The 21,942-nt window shown below is 61.9% G+C and carries 8 protein-coding genes; 5 read left to right on the top strand and 3 right to left on the bottom strand.

Going from position 1 to position 21,942, the window contains the following annotated elements:
• The 4 genes from ABE459_RS22380 to ABE459_RS22395 form a co-directional block, all read left to right on the top strand.
• On the top strand, nt 1-2,413 hold a 2,413-nt coding region (locus ABE459_RS22380), incomplete at its 5' end, for an RHS repeat-associated core domain-containing protein (protein WP_346648138.1).
• 11 nt (nt 2,414-2,424) lie between these two features.
• Nucleotides 2,425-2,787: a hypothetical protein gene (locus ABE459_RS22385; RefSeq protein WP_323833595.1), complete on the top strand. Its 363-nt coding sequence runs from the start codon at nt 2,425-2,427 to the stop codon at nt 2,785-2,787.
• 547 nt (nt 2,788-3,334) lie between these two features.
• Nucleotides 3,335-3,991, top strand: a complete 657-nt coding sequence (locus ABE459_RS22390) for an RHS repeat-associated core domain-containing protein (protein ID WP_323833593.1) — start codon at nt 3,335-3,337, stop codon at nt 3,989-3,991.
• Nucleotides 3,992-5,303: 1,312 nt separating this feature from the next.
• Nucleotides 5,304-5,606 carry a hypothetical protein gene (locus tag ABE459_RS22395; protein ID WP_346648139.1) on the top strand — a complete coding sequence of 101 codons (303 nt, stop codon included), beginning with the start codon at nt 5,304-5,306 and terminating at the stop codon, nt 5,604-5,606.
• A 336-nt stretch (nt 5,607-5,942) separates the two neighbouring features.
• Here ABE459_RS22395 and ABE459_RS22400 read toward each other — a convergent pair whose 3' ends face one another.
• The 3 genes from ABE459_RS22400 to ABE459_RS22410 are packed head-to-tail and all read right to left on the bottom strand — an operon-like array spanning nt 5,943 to nt 10,362.
• Nucleotides 5,943-7,271, bottom strand: a complete 1,329-nt coding sequence (locus ABE459_RS22400) for a TolC family outer membrane protein (protein ID WP_258646131.1) — start codon at nt 7,269-7,271, stop codon at nt 5,943-5,945.
• A 1-nt stretch (nt 7,272) separates the two neighbouring features.
• Nucleotides 7,273-8,607, bottom strand: coding sequence for an HlyD family type I secretion periplasmic adaptor subunit (locus tag ABE459_RS22405; RefSeq protein ID WP_323833590.1), 1,335 nt, complete (start codon nt 8,605-8,607; stop codon nt 7,273-7,275).
• A 12-nt stretch (nt 8,608-8,619) separates the two neighbouring features.
• Nucleotides 8,620-10,362: a type I secretion system permease/ATPase gene (locus tag ABE459_RS22410; protein ID WP_323833588.1), complete on the bottom strand. Its 1,743-nt coding sequence runs from the start codon at nt 10,360-10,362 to the stop codon at nt 8,620-8,622.
• A gap of 652 nt (nt 10,363-11,014) precedes the next feature.
• Between ABE459_RS22410 and ABE459_RS22415 the strand changes: the two genes are divergently transcribed.
• The gene (locus tag ABE459_RS22415) at nt 11,015-21,841 is read left to right on the top strand and encodes a peroxidase family protein (protein WP_323833586.1); all 10,827 of its coding nucleotides are present in this window, start codon (nt 11,015-11,017) and stop codon (nt 21,839-21,841) included.
• Nucleotides 21,842-21,942 lie beyond the last annotated feature (101 nt).

Here is a 21,942-nt window from a genome sequence, read left to right on the forward strand (position 1 = left end):
CGCCTACAAGGCGGGGCAGTTGAGCAAGGTCACCCATGCGGACATGACCGAGGAGCGTTTCGAACGCGATGCCGAAGGCCGGTTGCTGGCCCATGTCGATGCGCTGGACCGGTCTACTACCTGGAGCTATACCCATGCTGGGTTGCCAAGTGAGCGTGTTGATGCAGCGGGGTACACGTTGCGCTACCACTGGGACAAGCTAGGTCGGTTGGTCTGCCTGGACAACCAGAACGGAAGTAGAGCGACATTCTGCTATGACCTGGTCGGACGCTTGTCGCAGGAAACCGGTTTCGACGGCTTGGCAAAGCACTATCGGTATGATGTGCATACCGGGCGGCTGGCGTTCACGCAGGTTGGCCAGCGTCGCATAACCATGCGTTTCGATCGCATGGGCCGACTGGTCGAACGTACGGCCAGCCTGAGTGAACAGGTGGAGTCGGAACATTATGCCTACAACGGTAATGGCCAACTGCTCCAGGCCCGCAATGCCGTCAGCATGTTGCAATGGTTCCATGACGAAGCCGGCAATATGGTCCGCGAGCACCAGCATTATCTGGGCATCGGCACACCCATGGTTGCCGTCTGGCAGCATGAGTACGATGCGTTGAACCAGCGTGTGGCAACCATCCGGCCCGATGGCCATAAGGTCAGTTGGTTGACTTACGGTAGCGGCCATGTCGCCGGCATGACGCTCGATCATCACGAAATGCTCGCCTTCGAGCGTGACGACTTGCACCGCGAAATTGTCCGTCACCAAGGCAACAAACTCATGCACAAGCAGCAGTGGACTCCGCGGGGAAGGCCGCAAGAGCAATTGATTGGCGGTGCCGATGGCGAATCTGTCCTGCTCAAACGGGAGTATCAGTACGACCCGGTCGGCCAACTGACCGGTATTCGCGATACGCGTCGTGGGCAATTGGCTTATCAATACGACCCGCTTGGCCGGCTACTGCAGGCCACCAGCCGTCTAGGCGTTGAAAACTTCAAGTTCGATCCCGCGGGTAACCTCTTAGACGAAGCCCAACAACTCAATCGGCCCCTGGAAGAAAAGGCTAGGCATGGGAAGCTGATGGACAACCGCTTGCGCGAATACGGCGGTGCCCATTTCAAATACGACGAGCGCGGCAACCTGATTCACCGGCTGCATGAGGGCAAGCATGCTCATCTGACTTGGGACTTGTTCGATCGCCTGACGCACTACAACGATGACCGGCTCAAGGTCGATTTCAGTTACGACGCTTTAGGTCGTCGGTTGCACAAGCACTCCGTTGCCCATTACTGGGATAGGCCTGAAGCCGGTACTGGCTGGAACCAGATGCAGCGAGCCAAACGACAGCGCGAGTTGAAATGCGGTTTTACGCTGTTCGGCTGGGATGGCAACGCGCTTGCCTGGGAGAGTTCCCCGCCACGTGACGACAGTGATACCGGCAGGACGGTGCACTACCTATATCTGCCAGGCAGTTTTGTGCCAGTGGCCCAAGCGGTGCGCAATGGTCCGGTTCGCCTGCACAAGCAACCAGACTGGAATGGCCGTGAATATGATTTTGACCAAGACCCTCTGTGGCACACCGAAGTGAAGCCTCAAACGTTCGACAGCATCTACTGGTACCAATGTGATTATCTGGGTACGCCGATGGAGTTGACGGATGAGGAAGGGCGTGTGGTGTGGGCGGCTCAATATAAGAGTTGGGGGAATGTTTGCAAAGAGCAATTTGGTCAGGCCGGGAACCATGGATTTAGTAATCCAATTCGCCTGCAGGGTCAGTACGAGGACCATGAGACGGCTCTGAGCTATAACCGTTTTAGGTATTACGACCCAACGTGTGCTCGCTATATTTCTGCTGATCCAATAGGGTTTCGTGGAGGAGAAAATTCCTACGTTTACGTAAGTGGGGATCCAAATTCTTCTGTTGATCCTATGGGCCTGGAAAAATGGGAATTTAATGGTAAAGGTGATACAAGCGTGTGCGTCTATTATGATGCGCGCGCATGCCAAACCACTGGCGAATTGAGTAGGTATTATGAGGTTGCTGGTGAGATTTGCCGTGGAAATAATTTAATTGTGAACGGCGCCATTAATGCAGGCATTGTTGCGTCATGGGCTACAGATAGCACTTCGGAGTCGAAGGCGTCGATTCTAAATAAAATTCGCCAAGGCTTAATCGCCAGTGATAGTGAGATGGCTGCTATCCACGGTATAAATGGAGTTACCGGTAACATGATCGATGCCTATCATGACTCTTCATTTGAAGCAGCAGGTGTTAGCTCGTCGTATTATGGAGGGAATGTTTGGTTCCAAAGAATATGGCCTAATCCGGTCCCCTTTGACTCTGATGGAAAATTTCGGTTCGACCCCCGGCATTGGTTGCCTAAGGAAAGTACTAATAAGTCAGTAGGTTGCGCACTAAAATAATGGAGGCTTTGGTGTCGAAAACTATTTTTGCAGTAAGGGTTTTTGTCTCTGCGCCCATTTGCTTGGTCTATTTGTTTTTTTGTTTTGTGTTGATAGAAGGGGGTGATAAAGGTTTTGTGGCTGTAGTATTCTACGGCTTTTTGCCAGCAGGATTGGTTCCTCTGATCGCATGGTTATCTATTATATTTGTGGCGCGTCAAAATTCGGTGCTTCGCCTGCTTCCGTTTGCGGTGCTTGTCACGGCTTATCATTATTATTTGGTTGGCGTTGCAGCTCATGCGGAGTTTTTAATTTATTTACTTTTTCAAATCGTGGAGATTGCTTTGCTGGGGTGGCTGCTAAAGCTATTTAGAGTCAAAGGAGAAGGGAAATAGCGTTTTTTGCGTGCAGCTAATATTTGGTTTTGATCCTCGGAGGATGTTGCCGACTGGGAACTCTACACAAGCTTTGGGGTATTAAAAAACTGATGATCTTGGGCTAAGTGGAGATGGAAGTGTCTCTTTTATTTAAGGCGATACTGGCGCTGCCATTAGCTTTGGTTTATTTGTTCTTTATTTGGGCAGCCGTTCATGCTGGAGCGACCTCTCCAATTGAATTTATTCGCCATGCCATTCTCGTTGGCGGGCTGTCGCCGTTGTGTGCGTGGTTGTGAGTAATGTTTTTTGCTGAAGATAAAATCCTGCCTAAGGCGATTATGGCAGCACTGGGCTTGACGGCTTACCACTATTATTTGTTCGCGATTTCGGCACATTACGATGGATTCATGTACTGGGGAGTCCAGCTTGTTGAGTTGTTGGCTTTGTTCGCATTTGTAAGGTTTATCCGTAAGGGGTCTAATTGATTAAGGTGGTCTAATCGATATCGTTAAGAGAGGGCGGGGTGCTAGATCCTGGCGCAAAGCCGCTGACGGAGCGAGCCAGATTGCAGGGGCTGAGCAACCCGATTCGCTTTCAGGGGCAATACCAGGACCCGGAGACGGCACTGCACTACAACCGCTATCGTTATTACGAGCCGAAAATGGCGCGGTATGTGTCCAGGGACCCGATTGGTATGCAGGGTGGGATGAACGTCTATAGCTATGTGAATAACGCGCCTGTTATGCGCGCGGATCCATTGGGACTGTGGGATGCATCATTTACCAACATGCCGGGCGTGCAGGAGCGTGCTTCGTTGGGCACTCACATGATGAACAATGGTGAGTCGCCGGAGGCAGTTGCTCGTGCGATGGCGCCGCCGCCTAGGCCGATAGCAACGGGCGAATGTAAGGCGTCAATTGTTATTGCTGCTGGAGCTGGGATGTCAGGAAGCGTGGCTGTGAATGAGAAAAGCGGTGTGTCGAAGTGGGGTAGTTTCCAGACATCGACTGTTGTGAACCGTGCGAGTGCAAGTTGCGGTTTGAAGTTCTCTGCTGAAGACGCGAAGCCGTTACCTGCTGCATTAGGGTTTGCTTTTGGTGTTGGTATCTTTAATGTAGAGGTGACCCAGACATCTTCATGGCCAGATATTTATATGGGTTTGGGGCCAGGGGTGGGGTATGAGGTAAAGTCTCCGCTGAATTCATCCATAAATTTCCAGTGAGTGAGTTTCTAGTGTGTGAATATATATATTATTTTAGAGAGTTTTCATTTTATTTGTTCATGTTTAGTGGGGCGTTGCTTGTATTTTCTTCTGCTGAATATGCTAGGCGCAAAGGTGTGGATTTCAATTCTTTCTTTGGAATGATGGATATCTATAGGAGGATATTTCAGTTTGAAAGTAAGCGCTTCTCTCTAGTGTTTTTGTTGGTGATGGGTGGAAATATGATTCTATGGTTGGCTTCTATAGCGTTGTATTACTGGGGTGTTAGCAGGGGTTGTGTTTTTTAGGGGGATTCTGAACAACCTCCTCTAATCCCGGAATAACCAACGACCCAACGACGCAAGTCCGATTTTTCAGCCTTCAAACGCTTCAAGACTAGGGCTTTTCCCTAGTTCTTGTGCGCTACAGGCGCACCTATCATATCAGCAAGCTGCGGATTAAAGTTGCTAGATCCTGACGCGAAGCCACTGAAATCAAATCTGGGGCTGGGGATAAATATGGGGATTTTTGTTGTGGAAATTGGACAGACTTCAACGTATCCAGAGGTCTACCTAGGGTTGGGAGCAGGGGCGGGGCCAGAATTGGAGTTGCCATTGAGTCCGAATGTTTTTATTCCGATTGAGTAATGGGTTTGTTTGTGTGTGAAAACCTTAGCAAGTTGGCGTATTTGATGTTTTGGCTTTCATTATTCTGGATTGGCCTGTCTGCACTGTATGCCAATTCTTACTGCAAGAAGAATGGGGTTAACATGAATGCGTTTCCTGGCTTGTTTGAGCTATATAGAAGGGTGTTTAATTTTGAGAGTAAGAGACTTTCAGTTGTGATTTTGTCGGCTATTCTGGGTGGGGCAGCACTGGCTGTAGGAATGAGCTTTTTAATATCTTATGCCAAGGGGGTAGGCTGCATTATAAATATAAGAACCTGAAAGGTAGCGGCGGAGTGTGACGCTTTAAGGGGGTCGAAAATGGAGCAGATTAAATTTCCCTGCTCCCTTTTAGGGGCGAGCAGGGAAAAAGGACAGATTTATTCTTTCACTCTAATTGCTGCCTGCGCGGAGGCGAAGGGTACGGAGTTCATTGTGTATGTGTGATTGGATTGACGTTGCAAGAAAGTTTCTGCTTGCACTTTGCATGCCGCCGGCAAAGCATTGCCCGCCGCAGGCGGGATATCGTTGGGATTAGGAATATTGAGCATAGAAATTACGCAAGCCTCTACGAGGCCAGACGTCTACATAGGTATTGGGCCGAGCATTGGGCCTGAGATTAAATCGCCACTCAACCCAAGCATTAATGTGCCATTCTGAGGTGGTTCGATGTGTGATGCTATTTATTATTACAAGGAATTTGCATTTTATTGTGCGTTTATTGCCGGCGTGTGCACGGTAATTTATATGTCGCGTTACGCCAGAAAAAAAGGCATCGACTTCAATTCTGTGTTTGGACTGCTTGAGGTTTACAGGTTGGTTTTTGCGTTCAAGAATAAAAAGCTCTCACTTGTAGTATTGCTGGTTATGTACGGCAATTCATTGCTATTGTTGATGGCTTTTGCTCTTCATTACTGGGGGGTGTCTGAAGGGTGCGTATTTAAACTGAGCGGCAAGTGGGCGGATAACTAGGTTTTGTACGAAAAGTGTGGTCATTCAACGTTGTGGGAGCGGCGGTGCGCCGATGCGACTTGCCCCGCGATCTGCCGCGACGCGGCAGCAAAGCCTGAATTCGCAGCATCTTTGACACTATTTGATATCGGGTACAGGAGCGCTTCGCACTCCATCGCGGGGCAAGCCCGCTCCCACAAAACATTTCGTACAGAGCCTAAGAACACAGCCACGAAGGCCGTCCGCCGCTGCGATTTGCCGACGATGGGCCGGCACAGGCAATTCCAGCCAGTCACTCCCACTCCGATCATATCGACCTCAAACCATGCGCAATCCCTGGTTAGCCAGCAATCCCCCTCACTTGCTCACCAACAACTCCGGCCCCAGGTAATCGTTGATCTGGTCGATATCATCATCCCCCAGGCTACCCACCGACGAGGCCAGGCGCAGGCGCGACATCAAGTAGCGCAACTTGGCCTCGAACAGGTCATGCCTGGCCACGAACAACAGCTCCTCGGCATTGAGCACATCCGAGTTGGTGCTGATGCCCCCCTCCTTGAAGCCCTTGCGGGTCGACAGCAAAGAGCGTTCGTTGGACACCACGGCCTTCTCCAGCGCGCGGATGCGCAGGGCGCCGCTCTGCACGCCGCGAAACTCGCGGGTGGTGCCGGTGATGACTTCCTGGCGGGTGGCGTCGAGTTCGTCCTGGGCCTTGGCGCTGTTGGCGCTGGCCTGGCGGCTGAGGGCGCTGACACCGCCGCCGCTGTACAACGGGATGTTGATTTCCAGGCCGATCGAGCTGTAGTGGTTGCGCTGGTTCAGCTCCGACAGCGACTGGCTTTCGCCGGCGGTATAGCCGGCGACGAAGTCCAGGGTCGGCCAGTGGCCGGCCTTGGCCCGTTTCACTTCTTCTTCGGCGATCTCCTGGCTGTGGCGGCGTGCATGGATCAGCGGGCTGTCGGCCTGGGCCTTGACCAGCCAATCCTGCAAGTTGCTGGGCAGCAGCGGCGGGGTGGCGAAGCCCGGTTGCAGGGTGGTCAGCGATTCAGGGGTTTCACCGATGTACTCGGCGAGCTGGCGGCGGGCGTTGACCAGGTTGTCCTGCGCCTCGATCAGCTCGGCCTCGGCCAGGTCGCGGCGCGCGGCCGACTCGTCGATGTCGGTGATGGTGCCGTCGCCCAGTTCCATGCGCCGTTTCGCCGAGGCCAGTTGTTCTTCGAAGGCGCTCAGCTTGGCGTGGGCCAGGCTGATGGTCTCGCTGGCCAGCAGCACGTTGAAGTAACTCTCGGCCAGGCGCACCGCAGCGTCCTGGCTCTTGGCATCGAACACCGCCACGCTGTAGTCGGCACGTTGCTGGCCCTGGCGGTACTCGGCCATCTTCTGCTTGTTGAACAGCGGCTGGCGCAGGCGCAGGTTGGCGCCCGTGGAGTCGTAATCGAGGTCGTTGTTGATGCCGTTCTGGCGCTGGTTGCCGTTGACCTTGTTGGTATAGGCCGAGGCGTTGATCTGCGGCAGCAGGCCTGCTCGGCCGATGGCACGGTTTTCCATGCCTGCCTCTTGTTCATGCACGGCGGCGCGGTACACCGGGCCCTGGTACTGCAGCAGGTCCCAGGCTTGCTTGAGGTCCATGGCGCCGGCGGGCAAGGCCAGGCCCAGCAGGCACAGGCACAGGCAATGACGGTTCATATCATTGCTCCTTGAAGGCGCTGTCGACGCGCTCGATCATCGGCTTGAGCAGGTAGCTCAGCAGGTTGCGTTCGCCGGTCTTGATGGTAACGCTGGCCGGCATGCCGGGGCGGATATGGTTGCTGCCCAGCAGGGCCATGCCGTCCTGGGTCACCTCGACCTGGGCCAGGTAGAACGGCTGCTTGCTCTCTTCGTCCAGCAGCCGGTCGGCCGAGACGGTCTTGACCCGCCCGGGGATGTTCGGGGTCTGGGCGTGGTTGAACGCCGGGAACGACAGGTCCACCGCAAGCCCCGGAACCATCTTGTCGATGGCCTGCACCGGGATCATCGCGTCCACCTGCAGCGGTTCGTCGAGCGGTACCACCTCCATGATCTTGGCGCCGGGCTGGATGATCCCGCCCACCGTGGCGATGCTCAGGGCCTGGACCATGCCGTCGATCGGCGAGCGGATCACCGTGTGCGCCACTTCGTAATCCAGCGCGCGCAGGCGGTCGGCCAGGGTGGTGCTTTCCTTGGCGATGTCGGTCAGCTGCGATTGCACCTCTTTGCGGTAGTCATGCTGGCGCTGCAGGATTCGCAGGCGAATCTCGCTGGTCTGGCTGCGTACCCGGGCGATGTTGTTGAGGTTCTCGGCCTGGCCGGCGGACAGGTCGGCATGGCTGCGTTCCAGTTCCAGCAGGCGGTTGCGCGGCACATAGCCTTCGGCGGCGAGGGTGCGGGTGCCGTGCAGTTCCTGGTCGAGGAAGCCGATCTGCGAGGCGCGCGCGCCATACACCTGCTGCAGGCCCTTGAGCTGCACCGCCGAGGCCGTGAGGTTCTCTTCGAGGATGTCGATCTCGCCGGCCAGCCCCGCCCGGCGGGTATCGAGCAGGTGCTCCTGCAAGTCCATCGCGGCCAGCAGGCGGTGGTCGCCGGCGAAGCGGGCCAGCAGATCGGGGTCGTAAGTCACGGTGTCCTCGCCGTCACGCTCGGCCTCCAGGCGGTTCTCCACGGTCTTGCTGACGATGTACTGGGCGCTGACCGCGCCTTGTTCGGACACGGCGCGCAAGGCATCCAGGCGCACCACTTCCTGGCCTTTCTTCACCAGGTCGCCTTCGCGCACCAGAATCGCTTCGACGGTGCCGCCGGTCAGGTGCTGTACCGCCTTGCGGTTGCTGGTGACCTTGACCGTGCCGGTGGCCACCACGCCGGCATCCAGCGGCGCCAGCCACGACCACATCAGAAAACCGCCAAAGCCGGCAAGCATCAGCCACAGGCCACAGCGGGCGGGGCGAGCGACGTCCAGGTCGATGCCGTGGTCGGGGGTGTTACGGGCGATTTCAGTGGGCATGTTCATCTGCATGATCTGTCACTCCCGTGCCTTGACCGAGGCCAGTGGGGGCGGTGCCGCCGCGCCTGCCGGCATCACGCTGGCCTTGCGCAGCGCGGCGAACACTTCGTCGCGGCTGCCGAGCATCTGCACGGTGCCGTCGCGCAGCATCAGCACCTTGTCGACGGCGCACAGCACATTGGGCCGGTGCGAGACCAGGATCACCGTCGCACCGCGGGCCTTGAGCTCGGCCATGGCGTCCACCAGGGCCTTTTCGCCGAGGTCGTCGAGGTTGGCGTTGGGCTCGTCCAGCACGATCAGGCTGGGCTCGCCATACAGCGCGCGGGCCAGGGCGATGCGTTGCTTCTGGCCACCGGACAGCGGGCTGCCGTCGTTGCCCAGGCGGGTGTCGTAGCCCTGGGGCAGGCGCAGGATCATCTCGTGCACGCCGCTGATCTTGGCGGCGCGGATCACCGCGTCACTGTCCACCTCGCCAAACCGCGCGATGTTGTCGGCGATGCTGCCTTCGAACAGCTCCACGTCCTGGGGCAGGTAGCCGAGCCAGGGGCCCAGCTCGGCCTTGTTCCAGGTGAACAGGTCGGCGCCGTCCAGGCGCACCTTGCCAGCCTGGGTAGGCCATACGCCGACCAGCAGGCGGGCGAGGGTGGACTTGCCCGAGGCGGATGGGCCGATGATGCCGAGGCTTTCGCCCGGCGTAAGGCTGAAGCTCACCCCACGCAGGATGGTGTTGCCGGTGCCGGGGGCGCCGGCAAACACATTCTCCACCGCGAGCATGCCCTGCGGGCGCTGCAGCGACATGCTCGGTGGCCGCTTTGGGTAGTCGTGCAACAGCGCGTTGAGCCGGCCCCAGGCCAGGCGGCAGGCGAGCAGTTGCTTCCACGAGGCGATCACCTGTTCCACCGGGGCCAGGGCGCGGCCGGTGAGGATCGAGCAGGCGATCATCATTCCGGGGGTGATCTTGCCTTCGATCGCCAGCAGCGCGCCGCTGCCGAGGATCAGTGACTGCAGGGTGATGCGCACGAAGCGCCCGGTGCTGCTGATCAGCGCGGCACGGTCGGAGGCCAGGGTCTGCATCTGCAGGATGCGCAGGTGGCCCTTGAACCAGCGCTGGCTGATGGCCGGCAGCATGCCCATGGCCTCGATCACCTCGGCGTTGCGCAGGTTGTTGTTGGCGTAGTTGGCCGACGACAGCGCCGCCTGGTTGGCTTCGGCCAGCGGTTGGTGGGTGGCCTTTTCGGTGAGCCAGGCCAGGCCCACCAGGATCATCGAGCCGATCAGCGTGACCAGCCCCAGCAGTGGGTGGATCAGGTAGGCGACCAGCAGGTAGATCGGCGTCCAGGGGGCGTCAAAGAAGGCGAACAGGCCATTGCCGGTGAGGAACTGACGCAACTGCGCCAAGTCCTGCAGGGCCTGGCCGGGGCTGCCGCCGGCGCGGCTGAGGTTGCGCTCGAAGGCGGCGCTGAAGGTGCGCCGGTTGAGCGCCATGTCCAGGCAGTTGCCCACCCGGATCAGCACCCGGGTGCGCAGCATCTCCAGGGTGGACATCAGCAGGAACAGGCCCACCACCAGCACCGTCAGCATGGCCAGGGTGGTGACGTTGCGGCTGACCAGCGCGCGGTCGTAGACCTGCAGCATGTACACGGCAGGTGTCAACATCATGACGTTTATCACCCCGCTGAAACCCGCCAGGCCATAGAAACTGCGTCGCAATTGAAACAGTGCGTCGGCGAGCTCGGAGCGGGTGGATGTGTGCTTGGGCATGAGGCCTCCCTCCAGAAAACCGGGTGCTCTTGCGGCAGCCCAGGTAGCAGTAGGTGTGGAAGCTGATTGGCACGCAGGCTGGTCGCTCTTTTGGCGGGTAATCCGAACTCGCTGCAGTGCCCCACAAGCAGGAGCGTAGGTTGTGAGAAATATTTTGTAATACGTTTTTGCTCTATAGATTCCTCGCAAATTTCATTAAAAACAGCCAGTTGAGAATGATTAGCGGGATCCAATCTTTTTTATCGACGTAATATTGACAATTTTTTTGCCTACAACTTTAGTCTTATTCAGTTCGTCGGAACTTTGCCCGAAGCCCTGTTGTCGCCACGGCCCCGCGAGCCCCCGCTGACATTCCTGTGGGAGCAGAACATGACCAGCCCTCTGTTCTTGTACCGAGTGAATGGGCTCTACAGGACGTTATCCCCCACCTCTCGTAGTCACGGCCCACCCAGGGCCTGGGTCCGTCGCGCCTGAGCGCCCGACCAACCTGAACCTGTGCGAACTCCAGGCACGTAGCCCGCCCGGCGGGTAACGGTTTTGCGCGCCCCGTTTCGCGCCAAGAAAACGCTGCAAACCGTGCACGCCTATGAACGGGCGCGACGGGCGCCTGCGCCCCGCGCTCGCCCCCCATACCGATCGAGGTCAACCGAAAATGGCCAATTTCAGCAAGTCCGACCTGGAGTTCATCCTCAAGCAGATCTTCATCGCCGAAGCCCATGCCAAGGGCGCCAGCCTTATCGAGTTGCTGCCCAACAGCCAGGTGCCGTTCGGTCTGCGCACCGTCGACGGCAGCTACAACAACCTGGTGGCTGGGCAGAGCGAGTTCGGCGCCGCCGACAATTCGTTCCTGCGCCTGCTCGATGCCCAATACCGCGCGGCCTACGCCGCCAGCGGCACGGTGGTCGACTCGCAGCCGCGCACCATCAGCAACCTGATCGTCGACCAGACCGCGCACAACCCGGCGGCGGTCGAGGCCAATGGCGGCGCCGCACCGGTGATCAGCCCCGGCGTGGACGGCGTGTTCGGCACTGCCGACGATAAAGAAGTGTTCTTCATCCCCAACGAGTCACCGGATGCCGGCCTGACCGCCGGCTTCAACTCCTGGATGACGTTCTTCGGCCAGTTCTTCGACCACGGCCTGGACCTGGTCACCAAGACCAGCAGCGCCATTGTGTTCATTCCGCTGCAGCCGGACGACCCGTTGTACGTGCCGGGCGGGCAGACCAACTTCATGGTGCTGCCGCGCGCGGTGCACACTGCCGGCGCCGATGGCGTGCTCGGCACCGCAGACGATGGCCAGCTCAACACCACCTCGCCGTTCGTCGACCAGAGCCAGACCTACAGCTCGCACCCCTCGCACCAGGTGTTCCTGCGCGAATACACCCTCGATGCCGGCGGCGATCCGGTGGCCACTGGCCGCTTGATCACCAACCGCGACCTGGGCGCCGACGGCAAGTTCGGCACCGCCGACGATGGCAGTGGCGAGAACGGCGGCATGGCCACCTGGGCGGTAGTCAAGGCCCAGGCCCGCGACATCCTTGGCATCGACCTGACCGACGCCAACGTGCACAACGTGCCGCTGCTGGCCACCGATGCCTATGGCAACTTCATCAAGGGCCCCAACGGCATGCCGCAGGTGGTGATCCGCATCGGCAATGGCGCCGACGGCATCGCGGGTACCGCCGATGACCTGACCCAGCTTGTCGAAGGCAACCGCGCCGCGCCGATCAGCCTGGCCAATGCGGTGAGCACCGGCCATGGCTTCCTCGACGACATCGCCCACAATGCCGAGCCGGTCTCGATCGGTGGCGTGCTGCAGGCCGATACCGACAACAGCATCGGCAACGCCCAAACCCCAGGCCCGGGCGGCAGCAACCTGACCTACGACAACGAACTGCTCGACGCCCACTACATCGCCGGCGACGGCCGCGCCAACGAGAACATCGGCCTGACCGCCGTGCACCATGTGTTCCATTCCGAGCACAACCGCCTGGTGCAGCAGTCGAAGGACACCATCCTCGCCTCGGGCGACCTGGCCTTCCTCAATCAATGGCTGGTGGACGATGTGGCCGCACTGCCGACCACGCCGGCCCAGGTGGCCGCCCTGGTATGGGATGGCGAGCGCCTGTTCCAGGCCGCCAAGTTCGGCACCGAGATGCAATACCAGCACCTGGTGTTCGAGGAGTTCGCCCGCACCATCCAGCCGCAGGTGGACGAGTTCCTCGCCCCCAACGGTTACGACACTTCGATCAACCCGGCGATCCTCGCCGAGTTCGCCCACGTGGTGTACCGCTTCGGCCACTCGATGCTGACCGAGACCGTCGACCGCTTCGACCCCGCGTTCAACCCGGTGCTCAGCGACCCGAACAATCCCGACCAGCAACTGGGCCTGATTGCCGCCTTCCTCAACCCGCTGGCCTTCGCTGGCAGCGGCGCCACCGCCGACGAAGCGGCCGGGGCGATCATCCGCGGCGTGACCCGCCAACTGGGCAACGAGATTGACGAATTCGTCACCGAGGCGCTGCGCAACAACCTGCTGGGCTTGCCGCTGGACCTGCCGGCGCTGAACCTGGCCCGTGGCCGTGACACCGGCATCCCCAGCCTCAACCAGGCGCGCCGCGAGTTCTACCATTCCACCGGCGACAGCCAGCTCAAGCCGTACATCAGCTGGGTCGACTTCGCCGAGCACCTCAAGCACCCGGCCTCGCTGGTCAACTTCATCGCCGCCTACGGCAGCCACAGCAGCATCACCTCGGCGACCACCCTGGAAGACAAACGCGCCGCCGCCCTGGCGCTGGTGTTCGGCGGCAGTGGGGCACCGGGTGACCGCCTGGACTTCCTCAACGGCACGGGGGCCTGGGCCAACGTCACCCTGGCCGGCAAGGACGGTGTGATGAACACCGCCGATGACGTCAGTGGCGTGACCATCACCGGCGTCGACAGCATCGACTTCTGGGTCGGTGGCCTGGCCGAGCAGAAAATGCCCTTCGGCGGCATGCTCGGCTCAAGCTTCAACTTCGTCTTCGAAACCCAGCTCGAAGCGCTGCAGAACGGCGACCGCTTCTATTACCTGTCGCGCACCGCGGGCCTGAACTTCGGCACTGAGCTGGAGAACAACTCGTTCGCCAAGCTGATCATGCTCAACACCGATGTCACCCACCTGTCCAACACGGTGTTCCTCACCCCGACCTTCACCCTGGAGGTCAACCAGGCCAACCAGTACACCGGCCTTGGCGCAGACGGCCGTGCCGACCCCACCGGCGGGCTGATGATCAACGGCGTCGAGATCGTGCCGCTGGTGATTCGCGACAACCCCGACACCGTGGGCGGCGACAGCAACTTCCTGCACTACACCGGTGAGGACCATGTGGTGCTCGGCGGCACTGCCGGCGACGACATCATCATTTCCGGCGAAGGCGACGACACCCTGTATGGCGACGGCGGCAACGACCGCCTCGAAGGCGGTGCCGGCAACGATGCGGTGCTGGGTGGCGCGGGCGACGACATCATCACCGACTCGTTCGGCGACAACCGCCTGGAAGGCAACGCCGGCAACGACGTGATCATTGCCGGCAGCATGCTGGCCGCCGGCAACCTGATCCTCGGCGGCGACGGCCAGGACTTCATCGTCACCACCGAAGACATCACCACCACCTTTGGCGGCCAGGGCGACGACTTCATCCTCGGCGCCAAGACCAACCTGCCGCCCACCGGCAACGAAGGCGACGACTGGATCGAGAAGGGCACCCAGGACGGCGCGCCGGGCGACAACTTCGCGCCCCTGCTCACCGATGACGTGGTCGGCAACGACATCTTCGTCGGCGGTGGCGGCTTCGATGAAATGATCGGCGAGGGCGGCGACGACATCTTTGTCGGCAGCGATGCCCAGGACAAGATGGACGGTATGTCCGGTTTCGACTGGATCACCTACAAGAACGACCAGGTGGGCGTCACCGCCGACCTGAGCCTGGCCGCGCTGGCCCAGCCCCACGGCAACGCGCCGAACCAGAACGCCGGGGTGTTCAACCCGGTCGGCGCCTCGCCGGCCTCGATCCTCGACCGCTTCGCCGAAGTGGAGGGGTTGTCCGGTTCGAAGTTCGCCGACGTGCTCAAGGGCGATGACGTGGATGCGGTGACCATCCTCAACCACGGCGGCGCCACCGGCGGTGCATTGACCAACGTCCAGCTGATCCGTGGGCTGCAGCAGTTCCTGGCCGATGCCGGGCTGCCGACCACCGGGTTTGCCACCGGCAACATCATCCTTGGCGGTAACGGCAGTGACCTGATCGAAGGCCGTGGCGGCGATGACCTGATCGACGGCGACAAGTGGATCAACGTGCGCATCGCGGTGTATGCCCCGGGCGACGTCAACCACACCGGCCCCGAGATCGCCAGCTTCGACAGCATGGTCGACATGATCCCGTTCATGCTCGACCGTACCTACAACCCCGGCCAGCTCAAGGCGGTGCGTGAGATCCTGCCCGGCACCTCCAGCGGTGGCGCGGCCTTCGACACGGCGATCTTCTCCGGGCTGCAGAGCGAGTACCAGGTCACCCAGAACGACCGTGGCACCGCCGACACGGCGGACGACGTGTGGACCGTGGCCGACAGCGTGGCCGGCCGCGACGGCACCGACACCCTGCTGCACATCGAGCGCCTGCAGTTCGCCGACGGCCAGCGCGTGCTGGTGCCGGGGGCGAATGCGCAACCGACCGGCAGCCCGACCATCACCGACGGCAACGGCGGCGCGATCACCGTCGGCGACACCCTCACCGTGAGCGTGGCCGGGGTGCGCGATGCCAACAACGTCGGCGCCGGCAACCCGCTGGGCACCCTGGCCAACAGCTCTGTCTCGTACTACTGGCAGTTCGAGGCCAACCCGGGCAGTGGCGTGTTCCAGGACATCATCCTGCTGCCGGCCGGCGACCTGGCGTTCCAGAGCGCCGACGGTACAGCGTTCAAGGTCTCGCCGGACCTTGCCGGGCTGTCGCTGCGGGTCAAGGCGATCTACCAGGATGGCCACGGCACCACCGAAATCCTGTTCTCCCAGCCCACCACAGTGGTAGAGCCCGGCGCGCCGGTCGTGCCCACGCCGTCAACCCCGGTGGTGGATGCCGCCGACGGCGGCGCCGGCCTGCACATGGTGCGCTCGGACCTCAACTTCATCCTCGCGCAGATCAAGATCGCCGAGGCCGACGCGGCCGGGCAGGACATCCTCTCGCTGATCCCCAACATCCGCGCGCCACTGGGCCTGCGTGCGGTCGATGGCTCGAACAACAACCTGATGAACCTCAACGGCATCAACCACACCGAATACGGTGCCGCCGACAACGTGTTCCCACGCCTGAGCGACCCCGTGTTCAATGCGGCCGAAGGTGCCCCGGCCGGCTTCTTTGGCCCAGGCTCGCCGGCCAGCCCGGCGACCTCGTACCAGCAGACCAGCGGCAACGTATTCGACTCGCAGCCGCGCACCATCAGCAACCTGATCGTCGACCAGACCTCGAACAACCCGGCCGCCTACGCCACCGCCTATGACCCCGGTGCCAACGGCCACCTTGACTTCGGCGCGCAAGGTAGCGACGACGTGCTCAAGGATGGCGTGCGCATCGTTGCCAGCCCCGGCTTGGACGGCCAGTTCGGCACCAATGACGACCACGACGTGTATCTGTTCGAGAACACCGCGCCGGATGCCGGCCTGTCCGCGCCGTTCAACGCCTGGATGACCTTCTTCGGGCAGTTCTTCGACCACGGCCTCGACCTGGTGACCAAGGGCGGTTCGGGCACCATCTTCATCCCGCTGCAAGCGGACGACCCGCTGTACGTGCCGGGCGGGCATTCCAACTTCATGGTGCTGACCCGCGCCACCAACCTGCCTGGCGCCGACGGCGTGCTGGGCACCGCCGACGATATCCACGAGCACACCAACACCACCACGCCGTTCGTTGACCAGAACCAGACCTACAGCTCGCACCCGTCGCACCAGGTGTTCCTGCGCGGCTACCAGCTGACCGACGATGGCCCGATCGCCACCGGCCGCTTGATCACCAACCGTGACCTGGGCGCCGACGGCAAGTACGGCACCGGCGACGACAGCGAGATCGGCGGCATGGCCACCTGGAAAGTGGTCAAGGCCCAGGCCAACGATGTGCTGGGCATCCACCTCACCGATGCCGACGTGGACAACGTGCCGCTGCTGGCCACCGATGCCTACGGCAATTTCATCAAAGGGCCAAACGGCTACCCGATGGTGGTGATGAAGGGGAGTGACGGCCTGGGCGGCACCGCCGACGACGTGCTGGTCGAAGGCAACCCGCTGGCGCCGATCGACCTGACCAATGCCGTGCGCACCGGCCACCAGTTCCTTGCCGACATCGCCCACAACGCCGTGCCGGTGTTCAGCGGCGGCGTGCTGGCGCCGGATGCCGGCGATGCGATTGGCAACGCCGTGCCGTTCAACCCGCAGACCGGTGCCAACACCGCCTACGACAACGAGCTGCTCGACGCCCACTACATCGCCGGTGACGGCCGGGTCAACGAGAACATCGGCCTGACCGCCGTGCATGCGATCTTCCATGCCGAGCACAACCGGCTGGTGGCGCAGACCAAGGACACTGTGCTCGATGCCCACGATGTGGCCTTCCTCAATGAGTGGCTGCTCGACCCGGTGGCGGCGTTGCCTGCTACCCAGGCCGAGATCGACGCGCTGGTGTGGAACGGCGAGCGGCTGTTCCAGGCCGCCAAGTTCGGTACCGAGATGCAATACCAGCACCTGGTGTTCGAGGAGTTCGCCCGCACCATCCAGCCACGGGTCGACCTGTTCTTCGCCCCGACCCAGGTGTATGACGTCGACCTCGATGCCTCGATCGTCGCCGAGTTCGCGCACACCGTGTACCGCTTCGGCCACTCGATGCTGACCGAAACGGTCGACCGCTTCGATGTCGACTTCAAGGTGATCGGCGACCCGGCCAGCGCCAACCCCGACCAGCAGATGGGCCTGATCGCGGCGTTCCTCAACCCGCTGGCCTATGCCGCCAGTGGCGTGACCCCCGAGGAGGCGACCAGTGCCATCGTGCGCGGGGTGACCCGCCAGGCCGGCAACGAGATCGACGAGTTCGTCACCGAGGCGCTGCGCAACAACCTGCTGGGCCTGCCGCTGGACCTGCCGGCGATCAACATCGCCCGGGGCCGCGATGTCGGCATCCCGTCGCTCAACGCCCTGCGCCGCGACATCTATGGCCAGACCGGTGACACCCAGCTCAAGCCTTACACCAGCTGGGTCGACCTGGTGCAGCACCTCAAGCACCCGGAATCGCTGATCAACTTCATCGCCGCCTACGGCACCCACGCCAGCATCAGCGCAGCGACCACCCTCGAGGGCAAGCGTGACGCCGCAATGGCCCTGGTGTTCGGTGGCAGTGGTGCGCCCAGCGACCGCCTGGACTTCCTCAACGGCAGCGGTGCCTGGGCCAACGTGACCAAGGCCGGCAAGGATGGCGTGCTGGGCACCGCCGACGACCTCAAGGGGGTGACCATCACCGGGGTGGATGCCATCGACCTGTGGATCGGCGGCCTGGCCGAAGCGAAGACGCCGTTCGGCGGCATGCTCGGCAGCACCTTCAACTTCGTGTTCGAGAACCAGCTGGAGAAACTGCAGGACGGTGACCGCTTCTATTACCTGGAGCGCACCGCCGGCCTGTCGATGAACGCCGAGCTGGAAAGCAACTCGTTCGCCAAGCTGATCATGGCCAACACCTCGGCCACCCACCTGCCGGGCCTGGTGTTCTCCGACCCTGGCTTCTACCTGGAAGTGGACCGCTCCAAGCAGTACAACGACGGCCTGGGCAACGCCGACCCGCTGGACGACAACGGCCATCAGGTGGTCTTCCGCGACAACCCGCTGACCGCCGGCCCCGACGGCAACTACATCCGCTACACCGGTGACGAGCACATCGTGCTCGGTGGCACCAACGGCGATGACATCCTCATCGCCAGCGAGGGCGACGACACGGTGTGGGGCGATGCCGGCAACGACCGGATCGACGGTGGCGACGGCAACGACCAGCTGCGCGGTGGTGCCGGCGACGACATCATCAGCGACACCGGCGGCGACGATAACATCCAGGGCGGCGACGGCAACGATGTGCTGCACGGCGGCAACGGCATCAACCTGATCATCGGCGGCTTCGGCAACGACTTCATCGTCACCGGTGAGGATGCCAGCGAAGCCATCGGCGGCCAGGGCAACGACTTCATCCTGGGCAGCAAGGCCAACGAGCAGGACATGGGCAACGAAGGCGACGACTGGATCGAGAAGGGCACCTCGGACGGGGCGCCCGGCGACAACTTCGACCCGCTCGGCAACGACCCGATCATCGGCAACGACGTGTTCATCGGCGGCAACGAGAACGACAAGTTCAACGGTGAAGGCGGCGACGACATCATGGTCGGCAGCCTCGGCTTCGGTGACCGCTACATCGGCGGCTCAGGCTATGACTGGGCGACCTTCAAGGACCTGGCCCAGGGCGTCTCCATCGACTACAGCGACCGCTTCTTCGACGTGCCGCTGGTGCCGGGCTCGGGTGCTTCGGCGCTGGTGCGCTTCGACATCATGGAAGGCCTGTCGGGCTCGGCCCATGGCGACTTCCTGCGCGGCGACAACGAGGATGCCACCTCGCTGCCCACCGCCGGGGCCACCGGCAGCGTGCTGACCAACATCGGCCTGATCAACGGCCTGGTCGACCTGCTGGCGGCCGGCGCGACCTTCTATGATGGCGGCAACATCATCCTGGGCGGCAGCGGCAGCGACCTGATCGAGGGTCGCGGCGGCGACGACATCCTCGACGGTGACAAGTGGCTGAACGTACGCATCAGCGTGCGCGCCAACCACGACGGAACCGGCCCGGAAATCGCCACCTTCGACAGCATGGAGCCGATGGTGCCGCTGATGCTCAACGGCACCTACAACCCCGGGCAGCTGGTGATCGTGCGGGAGATCCTCAGTGGCGACAACAGCTACGACACTGCGGTGTTCAGCGGCATTGCCACCGACTACCGCATCAGCATCGAGGGCGACACGGTCATCGTCACCGATACCGTGGTGGGCCGTGACGGCGTGGACCGCCTGACCGGCATCGAACGCCTGCAGTTTGCCGACAGCGCCCAGGCCTCGGGCGTGGGGACCGCCGTCAACAATGGCCCTGCGGGCCACCTGGCGATCCTCGATGACGCCAGCGGCGCGCGGGCCGATGCGCCGGTGGCCGGCCAGTTGCTGCGGGTGAGCAACCGTGGCGTGCACGACGCCGACAACGTCGGCGCAGGCAACGCCAGCGGCGCGGTGACTGGGCCGGTGGCCTACTACTGGCAGGTCGAGACCATCCCCGGCACCGGTGTCTATGAAGACATCACCTTTGTCGCCGCCGGCGAAGTGTCGCGGGCGACCGGCAGCACTTACCGGGTGGCGGACGATGTGGCGGGGCTGAACATCCGCGTGCGGGCGGTGTACCAGGACGCCAAGGGCACGCTGGAAATCGTCGACTCCTCGGCCAACAGCGCCCCCAGCGCAGGGCCGACCGTGACCGGGCTGGCGGCGCAGAACCAGGTGCTCACCGCGAACCTGGCAGCCATCGTCGATGCCGATGGCCTGAGCAACCCGCAGTTCAGCGTGCAGTGGCAGTCGAACGTGGGCGTGGGCTGGGTGAACATCGCCGGCGCTACCGGCACCAGCTTCACCCTTGGCCAGGCCCAGGTCGGCCAGCAGATACGCGTGCTGGTGCATTACGTGGATGACTTCGGCGTGGCCGAGGTGGCGACCTCCGACCCGACGCTGCCGGTGCTCAACGTCAACGACGCGCCAACCGGCGCGGTGCTGATCAGCGACACCACGCCGGACCAGGGCCAGACCCTGACCGCGCTGACCGGCAGCATCGCCGACCTCGACGGCCTGGGCACCTTCAGCTTCCAGTGGCAGCAGGGGCTGGGCGGCAACTTCAACGACATCGCTGGCGCCACGGCGGCCAGCTTCACCCCGGGCCTGGCCCAGGGCAATCAGCAACTGCGGGTGATCGTGCGCTACACCGACGGCTTCGGCAAACAGGAGGTGGTGACCTCGGCGGCCACGGCAGCGGTGGCGGTGATACCGGGCATCGTGCTGCAAGGCACCAACGCGGCCAACACCCTCAACGGTACGGTGGGCAACGATGTGCTGCTGGGCCTGGGCGGCAACGACACGCTCAATGGCCTGGCCGGGTTCGACCAGTTGTTCGGCGGTGTCGGCAACGACACCCTCAACGGCGGCGAAGGTGACGACGTGCTCAATGGCGAGGACGGCAACGATGTCCTCAACGGCGGGCTGGGCGCCGACACCATGAACGGCGGTGCCGGCAACGACACCTTCGTGGTCGACAACCTCGGCGACAGCGTCATCGAAGCGGCCGGCGGCGGTGTCGACCTGGTGCAGACCAGCCTGGCCAGCTACCTGTTGGGCAACGAGATCGAGAACCTGACCTACATCGGCAGCGCCAACTTCACCGGTACCGGTAACGCGCTGGCCAACACCATCACCGGCGGCAGCGGCAACGACACGCTCAATGGCGGTGCGGGTGATGACCGGCTGGTGGGCGGCGCCGGCAACGATACCTACGTGATCGATGCCGGCAACGATGTGGTGGTCGAGGCCGCCGGCGGTGGTATCGATACCGTGCGCACCTCGCTGGCCAGCTACGCGCTGACCGCCAACGTCGAGAACCTGACCTACACCGGCGTGGGCAATTTCATAGGCTTGGGCAACGACCTCGCCAACGTCATCAGCGGCGGTGCCGGCAACGACACCCTCACTGGTGCCGGTGGCGACGATACCCTCAACGGCAACGCCGGCAACGACACGCTCAATGGCGACGCCGGCAACGACCAGCTGTTCGGCGGCCTCGGCAACGACACCCTCAACGGCGGTGGCAACAATGACACCCTCGATGGCGGTGCCGGCGACGATGCGCTAAACGGCGGCAATGGCGATGACACCTTGCTGGGTGGGGTGGGCAACGACAACCTCGATGGCGGCATGGGTGTAGACCGGCTGGAGGGCGGTGACGGCAACGACACCGTGCTCGGTGGTGGCGGCAACGACACCTTGTTGGGCGGGGCCGGCGATGACTTCATCGATGGCGGCGCGGGCAACGACACGGTCACCGGCGGGGCCGGCAACGACTCGCTGGTGGCGCTCGACGGCAACGATGTCTTCGTGTTCGCCGCAGGCTTCGGCAACGACCAGGTGTTCGGCTTCGATGCTGCCCCCGCAGGCGGCCAGGACCGGCTGGATATCTCGGCGATGAACATCACGGCGGCGACCTTTGCCGCCAACGTGACCATAGCCGATGTGGGGGCCGACACCCTGGTCAGCTTCGCCGGTGCCACCGACACCATTCGCCTGGTGGGGGTGGGGGATGCGACCAGTGTGACGGCGGCGGATTTCCTGCTGACGTGAGAGGGCGCGGGAGAACAGGGATGTACTCCTGAACGACTAGGGCTGCTGCGCAGCCCATCGCCGGCAAGCCGGCTCCCACAGGTACAGCGCATGTCTTGAGA

It is taken from the genome of Pseudomonas sp. TWI923, assembly GCF_039673365.1.
GTDB lineage: Bacteria > Pseudomonadota > Gammaproteobacteria > Pseudomonadales > Pseudomonadaceae > Aquipseudomonas > Aquipseudomonas sichuanensis.

Excerpts from the sequence above, each read along its gene's own strand:
- ABE459_RS22395 (WP_346648139.1), top strand. The coding sequence starts at position 5,304 with ATGTGTGATGCTATTTATTATTACAAGGAATTTGCATTTTATTGTGCG.
- ABE459_RS22400 (WP_258646131.1), bottom strand. The coding sequence starts at position 7,271 with ATGAACCGTCATTGCCTGTGCCTGTGCCTGCTGGGCCTGGCCTTGCCC.
- ABE459_RS22415 (WP_323833586.1), top strand. The coding sequence starts at position 11,015 with ATGGCCAATTTCAGCAAGTCCGACCTGGAGTTCATCCTCAAGCAGATC.
- ABE459_RS22405 (WP_323833590.1), bottom strand. The coding sequence starts at position 8,607 with ATGAACATGCCCACTGAAATCGCCCGTAACACCCCCGACCACGGCATC.
- ABE459_RS22410 (WP_323833588.1), bottom strand. The coding sequence starts at position 10,362 with ATGCCCAAGCACACATCCACCCGCTCCGAGCTCGCCGACGCACTGTTT.